Source organism: Duganella sp. CY15W (assembly GCF_009857555.1).
Classification (GTDB): domain Bacteria; phylum Pseudomonadota; class Gammaproteobacteria; order Burkholderiales; family Burkholderiaceae_D; genus Rugamonas; species Rugamonas sacchari.
Window position 1 is genome coordinate 222,078 of record NZ_WWCQ01000002.1, and the last position, 20,106, is coordinate 242,183.

General features: G+C 61.1%; 19 protein-coding genes. 8 read left to right on the forward strand and 11 right to left on the reverse strand.

The genetic code is table 11. The features are described from left to right. Positions 1-174 precede the first annotated feature (174 nt). The 3 genes from GTP58_RS10545 (at position 175) to GTP58_RS10555 (ending at position 2,715) form a co-directional block, all read left to right on the forward strand. The gene (locus GTP58_RS10545) at positions 175-1,227 is read left to right on the forward strand and encodes a LacI family DNA-binding transcriptional regulator (protein ID WP_161077492.1); all 1,053 of its coding nucleotides are present in this window, start codon (positions 175-177) and stop codon (positions 1,225-1,227) included. Between the two features lie 9 nt (positions 1,228-1,236). Next, positions 1,237-2,151, forward strand: coding sequence for a sulfonate ABC transporter substrate-binding protein (locus GTP58_RS10550; protein WP_161077493.1), 915 nt, complete (start codon positions 1,237-1,239; stop codon positions 2,149-2,151). A gap of 72 nt (positions 2,152-2,223) precedes the next feature. Continuing rightward, positions 2,224-2,715, forward strand: coding sequence for a type II toxin-antitoxin system VapC family toxin (locus GTP58_RS10555; RefSeq protein ID WP_161077494.1), 492 nt, complete (start codon positions 2,224-2,226; stop codon positions 2,713-2,715). Between the two features lie 267 nt (positions 2,716-2,982). On the opposite strand, the gene GTP58_RS10560 is transcribed toward GTP58_RS10555, so the two are convergent. The 4 genes from GTP58_RS10560 to GTP58_RS10575 all read right to left on the reverse strand — a co-directional run bounded on the left by GTP58_RS10560 (position 2,983) and on the right by GTP58_RS10575 (position 8,586). Beyond that, complete coding sequence (locus GTP58_RS10560) at positions 2,983-3,429, reverse strand: gamma-butyrobetaine hydroxylase-like domain-containing protein (protein ID WP_161077495.1); 447 nt, start codon at positions 3,427-3,429, stop codon at positions 2,983-2,985. Then, complete coding sequence (locus tag GTP58_RS10565) at positions 3,426-3,857, reverse strand: HIT family protein (protein WP_072786893.1); 432 nt, start codon at positions 3,855-3,857, stop codon at positions 3,426-3,428. The genes GTP58_RS10560 and GTP58_RS10565 overlap by 4 nt, the downstream gene beginning before the upstream one ends. 2 nt (positions 3,858-3,859) lie before the next feature. Further along, positions 3,860-7,870, reverse strand: coding sequence for an FAD/FMN-binding oxidoreductase (locus GTP58_RS10570; RefSeq protein WP_161077496.1), 4,011 nt, complete (start codon positions 7,868-7,870; stop codon positions 3,860-3,862). 224 nt (positions 7,871-8,094) lie between these two features. Continuing rightward, positions 8,095-8,586 carry a YqaA family protein gene (locus GTP58_RS10575; protein WP_072786891.1) on the reverse strand — a complete coding sequence of 164 codons (492 nt, stop codon included), beginning with the start codon at positions 8,584-8,586 and terminating at the stop codon, positions 8,095-8,097. A gap of 169 nt (positions 8,587-8,755) precedes the next feature. Here GTP58_RS10575 and ilvA point away from each other — a divergent pair, with 169 nt between their 5' ends. The 4 genes from ilvA (at position 8,756) to hprK (ending at position 12,990) form a co-directional block, all read left to right on the forward strand. Then, positions 8,756-10,291, forward strand: a complete 1,536-nt coding sequence (gene ilvA / locus GTP58_RS10580) for a threonine ammonia-lyase, biosynthetic (protein WP_161077497.1) — start codon at positions 8,756-8,758, stop codon at positions 10,289-10,291. Between the two features lie 62 nt (positions 10,292-10,353). Further along, positions 10,354-11,187: an NADPH-dependent 7-cyano-7-deazaguanine reductase QueF gene (gene queF, locus GTP58_RS10585; protein ID WP_072786889.1), complete on the forward strand. Its 834-nt coding sequence runs from the start codon at positions 10,354-10,356 to the stop codon at positions 11,185-11,187. Between the two features lie 329 nt (positions 11,188-11,516). Next, positions 11,517-11,999: a PTS sugar transporter subunit IIA gene (locus tag GTP58_RS10590; protein WP_072786888.1), complete on the forward strand. Its 483-nt coding sequence runs from the start codon at positions 11,517-11,519 to the stop codon at positions 11,997-11,999. Positions 12,000-12,054: 55 nt separating this feature from the next. Continuing rightward, the gene (hprK, locus tag GTP58_RS10595; RefSeq protein ID WP_072786887.1) at positions 12,055-12,990 is read left to right on the forward strand and encodes an HPr(Ser) kinase/phosphatase; all 936 of its coding nucleotides are present in this window, start codon (positions 12,055-12,057) and stop codon (positions 12,988-12,990) included. Here the strand turns inward: hprK and GTP58_RS10600 are convergent. Genes GTP58_RS10600 through GTP58_RS10615 form a run of 4 tightly spaced genes read right to left on the reverse strand, consistent with a single transcriptional unit; the run spans position 12,987 to position 17,066 of the window. After that, positions 12,987-14,591, reverse strand: coding sequence for a PepSY domain-containing protein (locus GTP58_RS10600; protein WP_161077498.1), 1,605 nt, complete (start codon positions 14,589-14,591; stop codon positions 12,987-12,989). The genes hprK and GTP58_RS10600 overlap by 4 nt on opposite strands. Beyond that, entirely contained in the window at positions 14,588-14,866 is a 279-nt protein-coding gene (locus GTP58_RS10605) for a hypothetical protein (RefSeq protein WP_161077499.1), read from the reverse strand. Before GTP58_RS10605 ends, GTP58_RS10600 begins: the two co-directional genes overlap by 4 nt. Then, positions 14,859-15,119 (reverse strand): hypothetical protein, encoded by a 261-nt coding sequence (locus tag GTP58_RS10610; protein ID WP_161077500.1) that lies wholly within the window; start codon positions 15,117-15,119, stop codon positions 14,859-14,861. The genes GTP58_RS10605 and GTP58_RS10610 overlap by 8 nt, the downstream gene beginning before the upstream one ends. 3 nt (positions 15,120-15,122) lie before the next feature. After that, positions 15,123-17,066, reverse strand: a complete 1,944-nt coding sequence (locus tag GTP58_RS10615) for a TonB-dependent siderophore receptor (RefSeq protein ID WP_202413629.1) — start codon at positions 17,064-17,066, stop codon at positions 15,123-15,125. 172 nt (positions 17,067-17,238) lie between these two features. On the opposite strand from GTP58_RS10615, the gene rapZ reads away from it, so the two are divergent. Continuing rightward, positions 17,239-18,108, forward strand: coding sequence for an RNase adapter RapZ (gene rapZ / locus GTP58_RS10620; protein ID WP_161077501.1), 870 nt, complete (start codon positions 17,239-17,241; stop codon positions 18,106-18,108). On the opposite strand, the gene GTP58_RS10625 is transcribed toward rapZ, so the two are convergent. The 3 genes from GTP58_RS10625 to GTP58_RS10635 form a co-directional block, all read right to left on the reverse strand. Continuing rightward, complete coding sequence (locus tag GTP58_RS10625) at positions 18,101-18,472, reverse strand: VOC family protein (RefSeq protein WP_161077502.1); 372 nt, start codon at positions 18,470-18,472, stop codon at positions 18,101-18,103. The genes rapZ and GTP58_RS10625 overlap by 8 nt on opposite strands. A gap of 93 nt (positions 18,473-18,565) precedes the next feature. After that, positions 18,566-19,024: an Lrp/AsnC family transcriptional regulator gene (locus GTP58_RS10630; protein WP_072786885.1), complete on the reverse strand. Its 459-nt coding sequence runs from the start codon at positions 19,022-19,024 to the stop codon at positions 18,566-18,568. Between the two features lie 5 nt (positions 19,025-19,029). Continuing rightward, positions 19,030-20,103, reverse strand: a complete 1,074-nt coding sequence (locus tag GTP58_RS10635; protein WP_161077503.1) for an enoyl-CoA hydratase/isomerase family protein — start codon at positions 20,101-20,103, stop codon at positions 19,030-19,032. Positions 20,104-20,106 lie beyond the last annotated feature (3 nt).

Sequence of the window (20,106 nt, forward strand, 5' to 3'; positions counted from 1 at the left end):
ACCTACCTTTATGCGTAAAACCTACTTTCATTCTCGAAGAACCAGCTTAGTTATCCGCACGTCGTTCGCTACAATAAAAGTGGTACCGGTACCCTTTTTTTAGTGTCGTGGCGGGCCGATTTGAAGTCAAAGAATTAAAAAAATCATCGATATGTCTTTTCGGAATATGCGTAAATGAGCGAACCAACAGCACCACGAAAACGCCGGGGATCAGGACGCGCAACCATTCACGATGTCGCGCGCCTGGCGGAGGTCGGGTCGATCACTGCATCACGTTATTTCAGCGAACCGGGACGCGTCTCCGCAAAACTCAGTACCCGTATCGCGGCCGCAGTGAAGGAACTGGGCTACGTGCCGAACATGTTTGCGGGCGGCCTGGCCTCATCGCATGGCCGCGTAGTGGGCATGGTGATCCCGAACATTTCTGGCCCCATCTTCGCCAACACCATCCAAACCTTTAGCGATACGCTGAACCGGCATGGCTACCAGCTGCTGCTGGCGTCCAGCTATTTCTCCGCCAAGCAGGAAGAGAACGCGGTAAAGGCGTTCCTCGGCTGGAAACCCGCCGCGCTGGCAGTGGTGGGCCGCTTCCACAACCGCGCGACGGAGAAGATGCTGTCTACCGCAGGCATTCCCGTGGTGGAGACATGGGACTACCAGCCGCGCCGCAAGCCGATACAGGTGGGCTACTCCAACAACGCGGTTGGCGAGCAGGCAGCGCGCTATTTGTACGCCAAAGGCTATCGCCGCATCGCCTTCGTGCAGAACAGCCTTGCCGGCGACTTGAGCGCGGTGGACCGCAGCGATGGCTACGAGGCGGTGATGCGCGAGCATGGCCTTGAGCCCATCATCTACGCGCCAACTGCAGAAGCGCCGTTCGACGCAGGCAAGCAGGCGATCGAGGCGCTGGCCTTGTCGCCAGCCCGCCGCGCACGGCCCGTCGAAGCCATCATCTTCGCCAACGACAACCTGGCTGCGGGCGCGTTACTGGCAGGCCGGCGCGCCGGGTTGAAGATCCCGGAACAGTGCGCGATTGTCGGCTTTGGCGACTACGCGTTCTCGCCATTGCTGATGCCCAGCCTCACCACGATCCGTCCGCCGGGGCGCGAGATCGGCGAGATCGCCGCGCTGCGCATTCTGGAACAACTGGGCATACTCCCCCACGCCGGCCAGGACACCCGTTTGAACCTGCTGGCCTGCGAATTGATAGAGCGCGAGAGCGCATAAGGACGACTGATGAAGAAATGGATTTGCTTGCTGCTCGCCCTGCCCTTGTTCACGCAAGCGGCAGAAATACGCATCGGCTTTCAAAAAAGTGCCGGTTTGCTTAGCATGATGAAGACGCAGGGTTCGGTAGAGAAATCGCTGCCGGGCCATCAGATCAAATGGATTGAATTCCCGGCTGGCCCGCAGATGCTGGAGGCGCTTAATGCAGGCAGCATTGACTTCGGCAGCACGGGCGCACCGCCACCGGTATTTGCGCAGGCGGCAGGCATCGATTTGCTGTATGTCGGCGCGGAGCCAGCACCGGTGAATAGCGAGGCGCTGTTTGTGCCCAAGGATTCGCCTGCGCGCAGCGTCGCGGATTTAAAGGGCAAGCGCATCGCGTTCCAGAAAGGCTCCGGCTCGCACTTCCTGCTGGCATCCGCGTTACAGAAGGCGGGCTTGAAGTTCAGCGATATCACACCGGTGTACTTGTCGCCATCGGATGCGCGTGCGGCATTTGTGAGCGGCGGGATTGACGCGTGGGTCGTATGGGATCCCTACTTCGCCTCCGCGCAGAAGGCCTACCAGGTGCGCGTGCTGAGCGACTACAGCGGCCTGCCGTTGGCCAACGGCTTTTATCTCGCCTCGCGCAAATTTGCCGAGCAATCGCCGCAGCTGGTGTCGGCGCTGCTGGAGCAGGTCAAGCTCACGGGCAAATGGGCAAGTGAACATCAGAAAGAAGTCAGCACCCTGCTGACGCAGCAGACCGGCGTACCTGCCGACATCGTCGCCACGTGGATGCAGCGCTCCCGCTTTGGCGCCACGCCGGTGACGCCCGACATCGTCGCCAATCAGCAGCGTGTGGCCGACCTGTTCTACCAGCAAAAGCTGATTCCCAAAGCCGTCAACATCGCGAGCCGCGTCTGGACCTGGCAGCCGAAGTAAGGCGCGTTTGACGCAGTTAAAGCCCTCGCCAACTGAGCAGCCTACGCTTGCAGCTCAGCCAGCGAGGCCATCATGCCAACCATCTACCTTGAAACCTCCATCATCTGTCACCTGACAGATCCCCCCAGTACCAACCCCATCACTCGCGCCTGCCAGCAACTGACCCAGCTCTGGTGGCACACCCGTTGCGACCCCGCGCACACTTTCGTATCAGACTATGTGCACGCAGAAATCAGCGAGGATGATCAACAACGAGTGCTACAACGTAAAGGCGCTATACGACATCTAGCTCAACTGCCAGAGTACAAAAGTATAGAAAGTATGAGGGAACTTCTCATTGGCGGCGGCGGTCTAAAAGCAAAAGCCAGAGCCGCAGCAGATCATATTGCTTGCGCGGTTTTTTACCATTGTGATGTGCTGCTCACTTGGGACTGTGCAAATATCGCCAACGCTCGAAAGCTGAAGCTACTAAGAATGCTTGTTAACGATGGAGAACATCTACTTCCCGAACTGGTCACACCGTTTGAATTAATGGAGAATTGCTATGAAACTCTGCGGCGTTGAAATTCCTGCTGACATCGAAATACCGGAAATAGATCCAGAGAGCAAAGCTGAGCTCGACCAGTTACGCCTATCCTCTATCAGTGATCGCGAAGAGAGAAAACGTCGTTTGGAAGACCCGCGTTTTGCCAGATTCAATGCAAACGTGAAGCGAATGCCTCTCCCACCAGGCGCTGACAGGCCGTTGAAGTTCAGTGTTGAGAAGCTCCGCCTACTATCGCCCTGGGCGCGGGCGCGGATATTGTATGTGATGCGGGACCAGGTAAGCGATTAGTGCTTGCAGCCGCCGCTGCCGCAACCGCCGCCATGACTGTGCGCCTGCGTGGATGGACCAGTCAGCGAGACGCCCGGTTCACGGCCGCTGTCGCCGTCAAAACCGGAGGCATGCAGACGGTCCATATAGCCCGCCCACAGCACATCCTTCTGGCTGCCCAGCTTATACAGATATTCCCAGGTAAAGATGCCGGTATTGTGGCCATCGCTAAAAGTCGGCTGCACAGCGTAGTTGCCCACCGGCTCAATGCCAGCGATACCCACGTCACGCTTGCCAACCTGCAGCACTTCCTGTCCCGGACCATGTCCCATGACTTCCGCCGACGGCGAATACACGCGCAGCAATTCAAACGGAATCGAAAACGATGCGCCGTCGTTAAACTCAACGTCCAGCACTTTCGATTTGTTGTGGACCGTCAGGCCGGTAGGGACAGGTTTGCTCATAATGCTTTCACTTTCTCGACGATGGCTGCGTGCAGCGCCGGCAACAGCGCGCGACGCGCTGCCAGCACTTCCGCCGACGACGCACGCTGCGCCACAGCCCAGGTCGGGTTGGGGAAATGCGCATCATCGCGGTAACGCGGGATAACGTGCCAATGCACGTGCGGCGTCATATTACCAAAACTGGCCAGATTGATTTTTTCTGGCGCCATCACCTCGCGCTGCGCCGATTCCACCGCCCACACCACATCCATGATGCGTACGCGGTCGGCCACCGGCAGATCGGTCATTTCCTTGACGTGAGCATTCCACACCACGCGCGTGAAGCCCGGATACTCCGCCTCATCCACCGCTACCACCGACACCTGATGGTCGCCCCAGATCAGCGCCGCACCCGGCGCCGCCAGCAAATTACACAAATCACAAGCCATCGTTACACCAATACCCGTTCGATACCGCCATCATTGGCGCGTTTGACATAGTCCGGCATCCAGTTCTCACCCAGCAGATGCTTGGCGATTTCCACCACGATGTAATCGGCCGTGGTGCCAGCATCCTCGCTGTAACGCGATACGCCTCCAAGGCAGGCCGGGCAGCTAGTCAGAATCTTGACCTCGCCATCGAAGCCGTCCGCACGCAGCTTGTCGGCGCCCTTGATGACTTCCTCTTCCTTGCGGAAGCGTACCTGCGTCGAAATGTCCGGACGCGCCACCATCAGCGTGCCCGAATCGCCGCAGCAGCGGTCGTTCTTCTCGATCTTGACGTTGTCATGCGTCTGGATCAGCGAGTTGACGGTCTTGGTCGCCTCCTGCAGCTTCATCGGCGTATGGCACGGCTCGTGGTACATATAGCGCGTGCCCGTCACGCCTTCCAGCTTGACCTGCTTTTCATTCAGATATTCGTGAATATCCATGATGCGGCAGCCCGGGAAAATCTTCTCGAATTCATAGGTCGCCAGCTGGTCGTAGCAAGTGCCGCACGATACCAGCACCGTCTTGATGTCCAGATAGTTGAGCGTGTTGGCCATGCGGTGGAACAGCACGCGGTTATCCGTCATCATCTTGTCGGCCTTGTCGTACTGGCCCGAACCGCGCTGCGGATAACCACAGCACAGATAACCCGGCGGCAGCACCGTCTGCACGCCCACTTCCCACAGCATCGCCTGCGTTGCCAGACCCACTTGCGAGAACAGACGCTCCGAACCGCAGCCCGGGAAGTAGAACACCGCTTCCGTATCAGCCGTAGTGGTCTTCGGATTGCGGATGATCGGGATGACCTTGTCATCTTCAATATCCAGCAGCGCACGCGCGGTTTTCTTCGGCAGGTTGCCCGGCATCTTCTTGTTGATGAAGTGGATCACCTGTTCACGCACCGGCGGTTTGCCGACGGTTGGCGGCGGCGCCTTGGTCTGCTTCTTGGCGAATTTCTTCAGGATGTCATTGCCCAGGCGCTGCGCCTTGTAACCCAGGCCCACCATGGCCGCACGCGTGGCATTGATGGTGGCCGGATCGGTCGCGTTCAGGTAGAACATGGCCGCCGCCTTGCCCGGGTTGAAGGACTTCTTGTCCATCTTGCGCAGCAGGTTACGCATATTCATCGACACGTCACCGAAGTCGATATTGACCGGACATGGCGTCACGCATTTGTGGCAGACGGTACAGTGGTCCGCCACGTCTTCAAATTCTTCCCAGTGCTTGATCGAGATGCCGCGGCGGGTCTGCTCTTCGTACAGGAAAGCTTCGATCAGCGACGAGGTGGCCAGGATCTTGTCACGCGGCGAGTACAGCAGATTGGCGCGCGGCACGTGGGTCGAGCACACCGGTTTGCATTTGCCGCAGCGCAGGCAGTCCTTGACGCTGTTGGCAATCGCGCCGATATCGCTCTGCTGCATGATGAGCGATTCATGCCCCATCAGGCCGAACGATGGCGTGTACGCGTTGCGCAGGTCGGCTTCCATGCCTTCCAGATTCAGCAGCTTGCCCTTGTTGAAGCGGCCTTCCGGGTCGACGCGCATCTTGTAATCGCGGAACGGCGCGATCTCGTCTTCCTGCAGGAATTCCAGCTTGGTGATGCCGATACCGTGCTCGCCCGAGATCACACCGTTCAGCGAACGCGCCAGCGTCATGATGCGCGCGACGGCCTGGTGCGCCAGTTGCAGCATCTCGTAGTGATCCGAGTTGACCGGCAAGTTGGTGTGGACGTTGCCGTCGCCTGCGTGCATGTGCAGCGCCACGAACACACGGCCGCGCAGCACGCGCTTGTGGATGGCCGTGGCTTCGTCAAGAATCAGCTTGTAGGCGGCGCCGTTGAAGATCTGACGCAGCTGAGCACGGATCTCCTGCTTCCAGGTCACACGGATGGTGCGGTCCTGCACCACGTCGAACAGCGTGGCGTGCGGCTGCGTTTTCAGGCGTTCCTCAAACACCGGCAGCAGGCGGTCGAGGCCCAGTTCCGCCAGTTGCGCGGTGATGCCGGCCAGCGGCTGGTCCAGCCCGGCCAGCAGATAGGTCCAGCGCGCGTGCACTTGCGCCAGCAGCGCTTCCGCCTGCTGTTGACGGTCGCCCAGCATTTCGGCATCGCCGACGCTGTCGTCCGCATCGTCGCTCTTGCCGATCGGCAGATTGCCTGCGGCGAAGAAGTCCTGCAGCGCTTCCACCAGTTGCAGCTTGTTCTTGATCGACAGCTCGATGTTGATGCGCTCGATGCCGTCGGTGTATTCGCCCATGCGGTTGAGCGGAATCACCACGTCTTCATTGATCTTGAACGCGTTGGTGTGCTTGGCGATGGCGGCGGTACGGGCACGGTCCAGCCAGAATTTCTTGCGCGTTTCCGGGCTCACCGCGATGAAGCCTTCGCCCACGCGGGTGTTGGCCAGACGCACCACTTCCGATGCGGCCTGGGCCACTGCATTTTCGTCATCGCCGACGATGTCGCCAAACAGCGCCATCTTCGGCAGCACGCCGCGTTTCGATTTGGTGGCATAGCCGACCGCGCGCAGGTAGCGTTCGTCCAGATGCTCCAGGCCGGCGAGGCGCAGCGTGGAGAATTGTTCGCCCTTGGCGGGCAGGCCGTCCAGGTAGTCCTTGATTTCCACGATCGATGGAATCGCATCGCGCGCCTGGCCGAAGAACTCCAGGCAGACGGTGCGGGTGAACTTCGGCATCTTGTGCAGAATCCAGCGCGACGAAGTGATGAGGCCGTCAGTGCCCTCTTTCTGAATGCCCGGCAAGCCGGCCAGGAATTTGTCGGTGACGTCCTTGCCCAGGCCTTCCTTGCGGAATACGCGGCCGGCAATTTCCAGGATCTCCGTCTTGAACGGCGCGCCCTTGGCTTCGCCGCGCGCGGTCGGGTGGGTCCATTCCAGCTTGAAGCGGGCCAGCGGCGTATCGTGAATCTTCGACAGGTTGTGATCCAGGCGCGTGACTTCCAGCCAGTCGCCTTGCGGATCAACCATGCGCCACGACGCCAGGTTATCCAGCGCAGTGCCCCACAACACGGCCTTTTTGCCGCCCGCGTTCATGGCGATATTGCCGCCGATGCAGGATGCGTGGGCCGAGGTCGGGTCCACTGCAAACACAAAGCCCGCTTTCTCGGCCGCTTCCGACACTTTGTTGGTGATGACGCCCGCGCCGGTATAGATGGTCGCGTACTCGCGCTCCAGGCCGGGCAGCACCTTCATCTCGACCGCGCCCATATTCAGCAGCTTCTCGGTGTTGATGACAGCCGACATCGGCGTCAGCGGAATTGCGCCGCCGGTGTAGCCCGTGCCGCCGCCGCGCGGGATGATGGTCAGGCCCAGCTCGATACAGCCCTTGACCAGGCCGGCCATTTCCTCTTCGCTGTCCGGGGTCAGCACCACAAACGGATACTCGACGCGCCAGTCGGTCGCATCGGTCACGTGGCTGATGCGCTTCATGCCGTCGAAGCAGATGTTGTGCTTGTCCGTGTAGCGGCCCAGCACCTTGTAGGTGCGCTTGCGCAGGTCATACACCTGCTTGAATTCCTCGCCGAAGTCCGCCACCGCCTTGCCGGCAGCACGCAGCAGCTTGACCACATTGACGCTGCGTTCGCGCGAGGCGTCATCGTGCTCCGCGTCGTCCACATTCAGGCGGCGCTTATCGACTTCCGCCAGGCGGTGATGCAATGCGTTGATGAGTTCCTGGCGGCGTTTCGGGTTATCCAGCAGGTCATCCTGCAGGTACGGATTACGGCGTACCGCCCAGATATCGCCCAGCACTTCGTACAGCATACGGGCCGAGCGGCCGGTCTGGCGCGCGCCGCGCAATGCATCCAGCAATGACCACGATTCCTCGCCCAGCAGACGAATCACGATCTCGCGATCGGAAAACGACGTGTAGTTATAAGGAATTTCCCGCAGGCGCGTGGCCTCCGGACCGTGGGGCGTTTCCGCCAGCAAAGCTTGAATTTGTGCAGGGGCGTTCATTGTGCGTTTCAGACTATAGACAGTACCCGGGAGGGCCATTCTAGCCTATTGCAACGCACCACGCGGGAACAGCCTTAGGCCGCCCATGGATACTCGCCGGGCGCAAAACCCGCTAAAAATTCGAAAATATGCGCCACCGTGAGCAGTAACATGCCTCAACAACGACTCAAACTGAATGAAATTTACGCATTAGCTTATGCGGCAATATGATCAGTTGCACCAATTTAGCCCAACATTTGTCCGATCCGATGCCACAGTCCGTCCGGCACGTACAACAGCAAGGTGGTCATGGTGAGATAGCGCAACAGCTTGCCGACGGCCATATACGCCACGCTGGGCCAGAACGGCAGGCGCAGCCAGCCGCCCAGCGTACACAGCGGATCGCCGATGCCGGGCAGCCAGGCCAGCAGCATGGTCTTGGCGCCGTAGCGCTCCAGCCAGTGGAACCAGCGGCTTTTGCGCTCCTTGGCAAAACTCTGCTTGGCCTGCCAGCCCATGTAGTAATCGATGGCGCCGCCGATGGTATTGCCGACCGTGGCCACCGCAATCGCGCTCCAGAACATCTCCGGATTGGCCTTGATGACGGCAAACACCGCCGGTTCCGAGCCCAGCGGCACCAGCGTGGCGGACACCAGCGCGATGAGAAAGACCGACGTCAGCCCGACTGCCGGCGCGGCCAGCACGTGCAGCAGCCAGGTAATTGCGGATTCGACCATCGTTTCTTTGGGTTCAATGAAAGGTGTCCATTATAATGAGTCACACACCGCACGTTTGAACAGTCCGGTCCCAGCCTACCCCGCCAAGGACCAGCGCCCCTGCTCCACCCGGTCACCAGCCGGATAGTTAGCATCGTAATCCCGCAGTTGAACTCTTTGTTTGCAGACTATGACTATCGACTATCTGAAGAAAGTACTGACCGCGCGCGTCTATGACGTCGCTGATGAAACCCCGCTGGAACTCGCGCCGACGCTGTCGCAGCGCTTTGAGAACCGAATTTACTTCAAGCGCGAGGACATGCAGGGCGTGTTCAGCTTCAAGATTCGCGGCGCCTACAACAAGATGGCGCACTTGAGCGACGCGCAACGCAAGCGCGGCGTGATTTGCGCCTCGGCCGGCAACCACGCGCAAGGCGTGGCCCTGTCCGCCGCGCGCATGGGCTGCCGTGCGGTCATTGTGATGCCGACCACCACGCCGCAGGTGAAGGTGGACGCGGTCAAGGCGCGCGGCGGCGCCGACGTTGAGGTGGTGCTGCATGGCGAGTCTTACACCGATGCCTACAACCACGCGCTGACGCTGGAAAAAGAACAGAAGCTGACCTTTGTCCACCCGTTCGATGATCCGGATGTGATCGCCGGCCAGGGCACCATCGGCATGGAAATCCTGCGCCAGCACTCCGGTCCGATCCACGCCATTTTTGTGCCGATCGGCGGCGGCGGCCTGATTGCCGGGATTGCCGCTTACGTCAAGCAGATCCGTCCGGACATCAAGATCATCGGCGTGCAGTCGCTGGACTCCGACGCCATGGCGCGCAGCGTGAAAGCGGGCGAGCGCGTCACGCTGTCCGACGTGGGCCTGTTTGCCGACGGCACCGCGGTGCGCCTGGCTGGCGAGGAAACTTTCCGCCTGGTGCAGGAGTATGTGGACGACATCATCCTGGTCGATACCGATGCCATCAGCGCCGCCATCAAGGATGTGTTCAGCGATACGCGCAGCATTCTGGAACCGTCGGGCGCGCTGTCCATCGCCGGCGCCAAGGCCTATATCGAGCGCGCCGCGCTGACCAAGGACCCGATCAAAAACGAAACGCTGATTACGATTGCCAGCGGCGCCAATATGAACTTCGACCGCCTGCGTTTCGTGGCCGAACGCGCCGAGCTGGGCGAAGCGCGCGAGGCGCTGTTTGCCGTCACGCTGCCCGAGCAGCGCGGCAGCTTCAAGCGCTTGTGCAAGCTGGTCGGCGCGCGCAATGTCACCGAGTTCACCTACCGCATCAGCGACAAGGACGATGCCCATGTATTCTGCGGCGTGCAGATCGCCGACCGCAATGAATCCGGCGCGCTGGCACGCCGCTTTGAAGAGCACGGTTTCAAGGCGCTGGACCTGACCCACGACGAGCTGGCCAAGACCCACTTGCGCCACCTCGTCGGCGGCAAGAGCGCGCTGGCCGACAACGAGCTGCTGTACCGCTTCGAGTTCCCGGAACGTCCGGGCGCGCTGATGCGTTTCCTCGATTCGATGGCGCCGAACTGGAATATCTCGCTGTGCCATTACCGCAGCCAGGGCGGCGACGTCGGCCGCATCGTGATCGGCCTGCAAGTGCCGCCAGAGGAAATGAGCGACTTCGCGCAATTCCTGGCGACGCTGGGCTACCGCTACTGGGATGAGAGCAGCAACCCGGTTTATAAACTGTTCCTGGGCTAGCCCGGACAGGACGGCGTGGTTTGCGTTACCATGCCGTCCTTCACTGAAATACCGATATCGCCATGACCAATACCGCCGACCAGTCCCCGCTGGGGAAAACCTCCGCCTACCGCACCGATTACGCGCCGGAACTGCTGTTCCCGATTCCGCGCCAGGGCAAGCGCGATGAGCTGGGCTTGTCGGGCACGCTGCCGTTCTTTGGCGTCGATATCTGGAACGCGTATGAAATCTCGTGGCTGAACCAGCGCGGCAAGCCGCAGGTGGCCATTGCGCGCATCACCTTCCCGGCCGATTCGCCCAACATCATTGAATCGAAGTCGTTCAAGCTCTACCTGAACTCCTTCAATCAGACCCGGCTCGACAGCGTAGCCGCACTGAAAGCCCTGCTGCAGCAGGATCTGTCGGCCGCCGCCGGTGGCAATGTCCACATCATCCTGACCCAGCCGGAGGAATTCGGCATGGTGGAAATGGGCGAGCTGGACGGCTTGCTGCTGGACCGCCTGGATATCGACGTCGACCATTACAGCCCATCGCCTGAGATCCTGAAAGCCGCGCTTGATGAAGAGCCGGTCGAGGAGAAACTGGTTTCGCACCTGCTCAAATCCAACTGCCTGGTCACCGGCCAGCCGGACTGGGCCAGCGTGCAGATTCATTACGCCGGTCCGCAAATCGACCAGGAAAGCCTGCTGCGCTATCTGATCGGCTTCCGTGAGCACAACGAGTTCCACGAGCAGTGCGTCGAGCGCATCTTTGTCGACATCCTGCGCCAGTGCCAGCCGCAGCAGCTGGCGGTCTACGCGCGCTACACGCGCCGTGGCGGACTCGACATCAATCCATGGCGCAGCAACTTCAGCACAGCACAGAAACCGCTGAATCTGCGTGGCGCACGTCAATAACTGTAATTATTTTTTCAATCAAAAATTGAAAAACCGGCGTATGATGTGTCATCAGCGTGAGGGACACGCCATACGGCCAGACCGGCTGAAAAACGCGTAAAAAAACGGAAAAACGGCCCGGTTTCCAAGCAAATACCGGTGTTTTCAAAGAATCCTGTCCAGAAATAGCGATTCATTTCTTCGGTGCATTTTTACCAACGTGCAGCCCAGCCCTTGGTGGGCGCCAACGCAACGGTGATGCGAGCGATTTCATGTTACACGGCACAGAAACAAGCCTATAATTCTGCTCGCATGCCACCTTTGTGCGTTGCAACATCTGACGTCGTACTATGAACAACCTTAGCAAAATACTCTCCCTGGAAAACGTGCAGCTGGATCTGGAAGTCTCCAGCAAAAAGCGCGCTTTCGAGCAAGCCGGCCTGATCTTCGAAAACAATTGCGGCATCGCCCGCTCCACCGTCTCGGACAATCTGTTCGCGCGCGAGCGCCTCGGTTCGACCGGCCTGGGCCATGGTGTCGCCGTGCCGCACGGCCGCATCAAGGGCATGAAGAGCCTGAAGACGCCGCTGGCAGCGTTCGTACGTCTGGCCGAACCGATTCCGTTCGAGTCGCCGGACGGCAAGCCGGTCAGCCTGCTGTTCTTCCTGCTGATCCCGGATCACGTGACCCAGCAGCACCTGGAGATCCTGTCCGAGATCGCCGAGATGTTCTCGGACGACGCGTTCCGCACCGCGCTGAGCACGGACACCGATCCAAAATCCGTGCACTCGCGCATCATCAACTGGCAACCGAGCCTGCAAGCCGCTGGCTGAGCCGCAGCGATGGGGTTACACTAGGGTTAGATTAACTAACCTGGTGAAATGCCCCATGCTGCAAACTCCGCTGACGATACAAAGGCTTTACGACGACAATCGCGAAAGTTTGCAGCTTGGCTGGTTCGCCGGCTTTCCGGGCGGCGAACGCCTGATTTCCGGCGACGTCGCCTCGGCCGCCGACCAGGTCGGCCACTTAAACACCATCCACCCGGGCCGCATCCAGGTCTTCGGCCATCAAGAGATCAACTATTACCAGCGCCTCAAGTCGCTCACACGCACCCATGTGATTGGCGAGCTGATCGCGGGCGGCCCGCCGGCGCTCATCATCGCGCAAGGGCTGGAAACGCCGCCCGACATTCTCGCCATCTGCGACGAAAAAAATATTCCGCTGTTCTCGACGCCGCTGCCTGCCGCGCAGGTGATCGACTTCCTGCGCGTGTACCTGTCCAAGAAGCTGGCCCAGCGCATCATCATGCACGGCGTGTTCATGGACGTGCTCGGGGTGGGTGTGCTGATTACCGGCGACTCCGGCCTCGGCAAGAGCGAGCTGGGTCTGGAGCTGATCTCGCGCTCGCACGGCCTGGTGGCCGACGATGCGGTGGAGTTCTCGCGCATCGCACCGAATATGATTGAGGGCCGCTGCCCGGCGCTGCTGCAGAATCTGCTGGAAGTGCGCGGCCTGGGCCTGCTGGACATCAAGGCCATCTTTGGCGAGACGGCGGTGCGCCGCAAGATGCGTCTGAAACTCATCGTGCACCTGGTACGCCGTGGCGCCGCCGATGAGGAAGTGGAGCGCCTGCCGTTCCAGTTCCCGACCGAAGATGTGCTGGGCCTGCCGATCCGCAAGGTCGTGATTCCCGTGGCGGCCGGCCGCAACATCGCGGTACTGCTGGAGGCCGCCGTGCGCAACACCATCCTGCAACTGCGCGGCATCGACACGCTGCAGGAATTCATGGAGCGCCAGCGCCAGGCCATGAGCGGCGACTAAGGCATCGGCGCGGCCCAGACACTGTCGCGCGGCCCATGCGCTGCACGCCGCGCCGCCAGCCGTGCCGCCCACGCGAACACGGCGGCAAACACCAGCGCGGTAGCATCCACGCCCAACGCAGCCGCGCTGCCATGCGCCCACCACCCGGTCGATGGCATCAGCCACGCGGCCAGCGAGGTCAGCGGAATCGCCAACGCGCCAAGCGCACACAAGCCCAGCAACTCGCTGCCTGCACGCGCCGCGCCGCGCCAGAACGCCCACGCCAACGCACTCAGGAACACCGCGTAGTACACCGCCAGATAGGCCGCGTTGATGTTCGCCGCAGCACCAGACAGCCACTTGCCGGCCACGATGGTCAAGCTAACGCCTGCCACCGCGCCCAGGCACACGCCCACAGTTGCCGCCGCCATGAGCCGCGTTGCCAGCTTCTGCTGCGGCAGCGCGCCATCACGCGCCTGATTCTTGCGGCGCTTCTCGACCCACAGCAAATTCCCCGAATAAAACAGAAACGCGCCGCTGAGGCCAAACGCAAAATACACCCAGCGCATCAGGCTGCCGCCATAGCTGCCGAAATGCAGCGAGAACATCGGCGCCACGATATCGCTCCACGGGTCGCCTTTGCTGGGCAGCATGGACGTGTCCACCACTTTGCCGGTGTACGGGTGCAGCAGCACATAGCCCGTCTCGGCGCCCTGCACGAGATAGCGCGGACTGGCCACTGCCGCCCGCACCATGGGGCGCGGTGATTCCAGTCCCATGTACAGCAACTCGGTGACCTCAAATTCGGGCGCCTCGCGCTGCACCGCCGCGATCAGCTCGCTGGCCGGCCGCAGCTCGCGCAACGGGTACTGCCCCGCCGCCACACGCGGCGTGAACATCGGTTGATCGCGGTACACAAAACGCGACAAGCCGCCATACAACTGGTCGTGGAACGCAAACACAATCACCGTCACGCTGATGACGATGTGATACGGCAGGCTGGCAATGCCCACCACGTTGTGGGCATCGAGCCAGAAGCGTTTGCGGTTCTTGCCCGGACGCAGCGCGAAGAAATCCTTGACCAATGTGGGCAGCAGCAGAATCACGCCGGACACCAGCGCCAGGAAATAGAGCACACCCGCCACGCCCATCAGATAAACACCAAGATACTCGTCGCCCAGCGTGCCGGGCACGCCGCCGGTACGGTGCAGCATGTCAATCAGCTGCGCCAACAGGGACGGCAGTGCCTGCTGCGCGATCAGCTGGCCATGAACATCCAGCGTCGCGTACCATCGCCTGGCGGACAGGTCGATTTCGCGACCGCCCGCGCCTTCGCTCCAGCTGACCGGAGCAGCGATATTTTCATGCTGCTGCAAATGCAGCACGAATTCCTCGCGCGCAGCCGGACGCTCGGCCAGCAGCGTGCTGACCAGCGCATCGGTCTGCGCCGCCGGCAGCCCGGGCAGCGTATGCACGGGCGCGCTGATCCAGCGATCCAGCGGCTGCTTGAACATAGTCAGTGCACCGGCAAAGAAACCAATAAACAGCAGCATGCCGGCGCAGATGCCCACCCAGGTGTGCAACGCCTGGTAGACGCGCAAAATATCGCTACGTATCTTCATACCCACCACAATCCATAGGCCACCGCATTGGCGACGGCCAGGCACAGCACGGCCTGCCTGCCGGTGCGGAACAGGTACACCAGCGAGAACACCGGCATCCATAACCAGATGACGCTCCACATCACCGCCTGCGCCTTGTTCGGCGCGCTGAGGCCGCCGGGGCCGTGCCACGCAAACAGGCCGGCCGCGGCAAACGCCAGCGTCAGCCCCAGCACGGCGCCGGCCAGGGTCTTGGTCCACCAGTCGGGTGAAATCCTGTTGTTCCTGTCACTCATGACGCGGCCTCAGCAAAGAGAAAAACGGCAGCAGGCCGAACACCAGCATTTGCATCGCCAGCCAGGCAAACAGGGCCGTCAGCGGACTGAAGCAGAAGTGGGCGCAGAGCAGCGCCAGCAACAGCAGCGCCCCGCCGCCGGTCCGTGCAGGCACGGCCGGCAGCGGCTGCCGCAGCCAGCCCTGATGACGATGGCTCAGATACAGCAAGCCGCATCCGGCCAGCGTCAGCACAAACGCAAGCACAGGCAGCATGGCTTAGAACGTGTACGCCGCGCTGACGTAGTAATTACGGCCCAGCTCGAAAGTCGCGAAATTCTTGCTCTTGTTTTCGAGACTGACGTCCGTCAGGTTCTTGACGCCGGCACGTAGCACGAGATTGCGGCCGACCTTGGCCGAGGCGCTGAGGTCCACGCGCGTGTAGGCCGGCAGCTTGTCACCCTCGTACGCCTGCTCGCCCGTGTAGTGCGCCGACAGCGAGCTTTGCAGCCACGCGTTGGCATTCCAGTTCAGGCTCAGGTTAGCCATCTGCTTGGGACGGTTATCCAGCTCGGTGGACTTGCCGGTTTCATCGGTGTAATCGGCATTCAGGTGGGTGTAGTTGCCGCTGACCGAGAAGGCCGCATTCAGCACCGCATCCGCCTGCAGTTCGACGCCGCTGGTCTTGGCCTTGGCCAGGTTGGCCCACTTTTTCGATGGACCGGCGGGATTGTAGAGCGCCACAATCATGTCGCTCACGTCGTTCTTGAAGGCCACTGCGCTGGCGTTCAAACCTTTGCGGTGGAACTCCACGCCCAGCTCATAGTTGGTGCTTTTCTCCGGCGTCAGATTGGGATTGCCGCTCAGGTAGCAGCTGCCGCCGCAACTGACGATGCTGTATTCCGTCGCCAGCTGATAGGCTTCCGGTGCGCGGAACGCCCGGTTGACGCCGCCCTTGACCGTCACCTCGGGCGACGCCTGGAATACCAGGTAAGTCTTGGGCGTGAAGTGGTTGCCAAAGGTGTCGGTATGGTCTTCGCGGCCAGCCAGCGTCAGGCTCCATTGCGGGTTGAACTTGAGCTCGTCTTCCACGAACAGGGCCGAGGTTTCGGTCTTCATCTGGCCAGTTTTCAGATAGCTTAGCGGGTCCTTGATGGTCTGGCGGCGCAGGTCGACACCGGCAGTCAGCGCGTTGATGCCGAGGTCGGCATTGGCGTAGAACTTGGCGCTGGTATTGTCTTCTTTCAGCAGGCGCTGCTGCGGCTTGTCGTAGCGCGTGTTGAAGTCATCGATCCTGGCGTTCTCCTGGCTCAGGTAAGCCGTGGTGCTGCCCCAGCTCCACAGCGCCTTGTGCGTGACGCCATAGGTGTTGCGCGTGATGGTCTGGTCGCGGTAGTCCTTGGACTCGAAATTGTAGGCCGGATAGAAGGCGTAGAAGTACAGGCCTTTCGGGCGCTTGTCCTTGTTGTAGCCAAAATCAATATCGATGCTCTGGGTTTCCGACAATTTCCAGGTCAGTGTGCCGATCAGGTTGTCCGACTGTTTTTGCTCCAGCTGCGGCACCTTGGTCTCGCCAGCCGTGGTGCTGAACCAGGCTTTGCGGTCATAGCTTTCGCCGGCAATCGACAGGCTCAGCGCATCATTGAACGCGCCAGCCACCGATGCGCCCAGACGGTGCTGGTCGCCGCCGTCGCCACTGGCAATGCTGCGGTACTCGCCAGACACGGTGCCGCTCCAGTTCCGGGTTGGCGTCTTGGTGATGATGTTGATAACGCCGCCAATCGCGTCCGAACCGTACAGCGCCGCCATCGGGCCACGCACGATTTCCACGCGCTTGATGCTGTTCAGCGGAATCGAGCTGAAGTCGAAATCGCTGCCGCGCCACAGTGCGCCGCCCGAGGAGATGCGGCGGCCATTGACCAGCATCAGCGTGTATTTGCCGCCCAGGCCGCGGATCTGGATTTCGTCGCGCCCCGTGCTATCGGTCTGGTTGTTGACGCCCACCGTTTCGCGCAGCAAATCAGCCAGGCTGTTGACCGGCGACTTGGCGATGTCTTCCGCGGTGACGATGGTGGTAAATGCCGGCGCCGATGCCAGGCTGTGCTCGCGCAACGACGCACTGACGACAACGGTGTTGGCATCCTGCAGATCGGCGGCCCAGGCCGGAGCAGCGCAGAGGGCGGCAAGTGCGGCCGCCAAGGTTTTTTTACTGAGTTTCATCATATCCCTGAACGTGGTTTCATTTTTTTGAACGCAAATGATAATTATTTACATTCACACATGCAAGAAATTTTGATGGCATTTCAGCATCTTTATCAATTTGACCCTGTGGAAGCGCTACCTTTCCCAAGGCGGCGATGGGCAAGGCTGGCCTTACTGCGGTATCATCGACGCTATGCGCATCGTACTAATCACTGGTATCTCCGGTTCCGGCAAATCTGTCGCACTCAATGTCCTCGAAGACACGGGACATTACTGCGTCGATAACCTGCCGCCCGCCCTGCTTTCCAGCCTGGTCAAGACCTTGATGGAGGAAGGCCTGCAGGCGTTGGCGGTGGCCGTCGATGCGCGCAGCGCCGAGTCGCTGGCGTCGCTGCCGGCCGATGTGAAGCGCCTGCGTGAAGAGGGGCACGACGTCAAGGTGATGTTCCTGACGGCGAACACCCACTCGCTGGTGGCGCGCTTTTCCGAGACGCGCCGCAGCCATCCGCTGTCGCACGAGCTGCGTCCGGGGCAGAATCCCGCCGCGCGCCGCACCCTGATCGAATGTATTCTGGAAGAACGCGAACGCTTGTCCGCCATTGAAAAGCTGGGCCACGTGATCGACACGTCCGAGCTCAGCGCCAATAAACTGCGCGCCTGGGTCAAGGACCTGGTGGCGATCGCCGGTGCGCCGCTGACGTTGTTCTTTGAATCGTTTGCATTCAAGCTCGGCGTGCCGATGGACGCCGACTTTGTCTTTGACGTGCGCGCGCTGCCGAATCCGTATTACGACCTGACCTTGCGCCCGCTGACCGGCCGCGACCTGCCCGTGATCGACTTCCTCAATGCCCAGGCCAGCGCCGGCGAAATGCTCAACGACATCCGTAACTTCGTTGAAAAATGGCTGCCCTCCTTCAAGAGCGACAACCGCAGCTACCTGACGGTGGCCCTCGGCTGCACCGGTGGCCAGCACCGCTCCGTCTACATGGCGGAAAAACTGGCCGCCTACTTCAACGAAAACGAACGCGTGGTGCTGCGCCACCGCGAGCAGAAATTCAACTGATCCAGTGCACCACCTCGATGGTGTGGCCATCGGGGTCTTTCACCATGGTGCCGTAGTAGCGCTCGTTGATGTCCGGGCGCAGTCCCGGTTCGCGCAAGGCGGTAGCGCCGCAGGCGATGGCAGCCTCGAAAAATCCCTGGGCGGCCTGCTGGCTCGGTGCGGCAATGGCGACATGGGTACGCGCGCCGATCAATTCTCCCTGCGGCGACGGATACAGCGCGAAACTCCAGTGGCCATTGGCGCCGTAGATGGTCTGGCCGTCATCCTGGTGCTGCACGCTATAGCCCAGCGGCGCGAAACAGGCGCTGTAGAAATTGGTGGCGCGCGGCAGTTCGCGCGTGCCGATGGATACGTGGTCGATCATGATGCTCTCCAAGAGTTGAGGAGCCCATCATACGGACGCGCCATGAGACAAATTTTCATTCTGCACCGGTGCGGTGCAAAACTTATTCAATCTTCATAACGGGACTTTGGTCTCGAACTTGGCGCAGCTCATCGCCAGCAGGCTCTTGTAGTTGTTGACGTTGTTGTTGGACGTGAAGACGCGGCGCGTGAAGGCCTGGAAGGCTTCCATCGAGGCGGCAGTCACCACCAGCATGAAGTCGTATTCGCCGGCCACTTCGTAGCACGCGCTGACGTCGGGCTCTTCGCGCATCAAGGCTTCAAACATTTTCAGCAGCGCGGTGTTCTGCTGCGCCAGCTGGACGGTGACGAAGGCGGTCAGGGGCCGCCCCACTTTCACGCGGTCCACCAGCGCCACGTCTTTGAGCAGGATGCCGCTGGCACGCAGCTGGGCGATGCGGCGCTGGCAGGTGGCAGCGGAAGCATGCACCTGCTCGGCCAGGCGGCGCAGCGGTATCGTGGCGTCCTCCTGCAGCAGGTTGAGTATCTGCAGGTCGATGCGGTCCAGTTCCACCGCGCTCAGTCCAGATGGCGCAGCGGATGCGCGTAGTCTGGCCAGACCGGCTGGAACATGGCTTGCACCATCTCGTCGCTGACCGCGTCCAGCGTGGCCGGCGTCCATTGCGGCGCATTGTCCTTGTCGATGACCAGCGCGCGCACGCCTTCAATGACTTCGCCGTTTTCAAAATTGCGGCGCACCAGTGCGCGCTCCATGCGCAGGCAGCCGGCCACGTCCAGCGCCGCACCGCGTTTGATGAGTTCGTGCGTGACGCACATCATCAGCGGCGAGCGCGTGGCGATGACCGCCAGCGTTTTCTGCGCGAACTCGCTGCTGTCGGTCTTGAGCGAGGCGATAATGGCGGGCACCGAGCCGGCACCGAAGTGACGGTCAATGCCAGCGTGCGCGGCCGCCAGCGCGCTGTCGCCGGCCGGCTGCGCGTGCGCCGCGATGGCGGCAACCAAGCCAGCACCCGGCGTATCGGTCAGCAGCGCCTCCAGCGCCGCGCGGTCCGCCAGCGGCGCGTAGTAATCGGCAAGGCCCGCATACAAGGCATCCGCCGCGCTGATGGTGACGCCGGTAATGCCCAGGTAGTAGCCCAGCGCACCCGGCGCGCGCGACAGGAAATAACTGCCACCTACATCCGGGAACAGCCCGATATTCACCTCCGGCATGGCCATTTTGGTCTTGTCGGTCACGATGCGAACGCGCGCGTCCGGACCTGCCTGCGCGATGCCCATGCCGCCGCCCATCACCACGCCGTCCATGAGCGCAATATAGGGCTTGGGATAGAAATGAACTAAATGATTTAGCGAATATTCTTCGGTGAAGAAATCCTCCACCAGCGCGCTGCCGTGCTGCGGCGTGGTACGGCCTGCATCGTAAAAGAAACGGATGTCGCCGCCCGCGCAAAACGCTTTTTCGCTGCTGCTGCGGATGACCACTGCAGCCACCGCCGCATCATCGCGCCAGGCCAGCAGCGCCTGGGTGATCGCACGCACCATGTCCAGTGACAGGGAGTTGAGGGCCTTGGGCCGGTCCAGTACGATCAGGCCGGTGCCATTGCTAACGCTGGTATGGATATATTCGCTCATGCG

Bases quoted from the DNA above. Each gene is read 5' to 3' on its own strand.
- GTP58_RS10545 (WP_161077492.1), top strand. From the start codon at position 175: ATGAGCGAACCAACAGCACCACGAAAACGCCGGGGATCAGGACGCGCA.
- GTP58_RS10550 (WP_161077493.1), top strand. From the start codon at position 1,237: ATGAAGAAATGGATTTGCTTGCTGCTCGCCCTGCCCTTGTTCACGCAA.
- GTP58_RS10555 (WP_161077494.1), top strand. From the start codon at position 2,224: ATGCCAACCATCTACCTTGAAACCTCCATCATCTGTCACCTGACAGAT.
- GTP58_RS10560 (WP_161077495.1), bottom strand. From the start codon at position 3,429: ATGAGCAAACCTGTCCCTACCGGCCTGACGGTCCACAACAAATCGAAA.
- GTP58_RS10565 (WP_072786893.1), bottom strand. From the start codon at position 3,857: ATGGCTTGTGATTTGTGTAATTTGCTGGCGGCGCCGGGTGCGGCGCTG.
- GTP58_RS10570 (WP_161077496.1), bottom strand. From the start codon at position 7,870: ATGAACGCCCCTGCACAAATTCAAGCTTTGCTGGCGGAAACGCCCCAC.
- GTP58_RS10575 (WP_072786891.1), bottom strand. From the start codon at position 8,586: ATGGTCGAATCCGCAATTACCTGGCTGCTGCACGTGCTGGCCGCGCCG.
- ilvA (WP_161077497.1), top strand. From the start codon at position 8,756: ATGACTATCGACTATCTGAAGAAAGTACTGACCGCGCGCGTCTATGAC.
- queF (WP_072786889.1), top strand. From the start codon at position 10,354: ATGACCAATACCGCCGACCAGTCCCCGCTGGGGAAAACCTCCGCCTAC.
- GTP58_RS10590 (WP_072786888.1), top strand. From the start codon at position 11,517: ATGAACAACCTTAGCAAAATACTCTCCCTGGAAAACGTGCAGCTGGAT.
- hprK (WP_072786887.1), top strand. From the start codon at position 12,055: ATGCTGCAAACTCCGCTGACGATACAAAGGCTTTACGACGACAATCGC.
- GTP58_RS10600 (WP_161077498.1), bottom strand. From the start codon at position 14,591: ATGAAGATACGTAGCGATATTTTGCGCGTCTACCAGGCGTTGCACACC.
- GTP58_RS10605 (WP_161077499.1), bottom strand. From the start codon at position 14,866: ATGAGTGACAGGAACAACAGGATTTCACCCGACTGGTGGACCAAGACC.
- GTP58_RS10610 (WP_161077500.1), bottom strand. From the start codon at position 15,119: ATGCTGCCTGTGCTTGCGTTTGTGCTGACGCTGGCCGGATGCGGCTTG.
- GTP58_RS10615 (WP_202413629.1), bottom strand. From the start codon at position 17,066: ATGATGAAACTCAGTAAAAAAACCTTGGCGGCCGCACTTGCCGCCCTC.
- rapZ (WP_161077501.1), top strand. From the start codon at position 17,239: ATGCGCATCGTACTAATCACTGGTATCTCCGGTTCCGGCAAATCTGTC.
- GTP58_RS10625 (WP_161077502.1), bottom strand. From the start codon at position 18,472: ATGATCGACCACGTATCCATCGGCACGCGCGAACTGCCGCGCGCCACC.
- GTP58_RS10635 (WP_161077503.1), bottom strand. From the start codon at position 20,103: ATGAGCGAATATATCCATACCAGCGTTAGCAATGGCACCGGCCTGATC.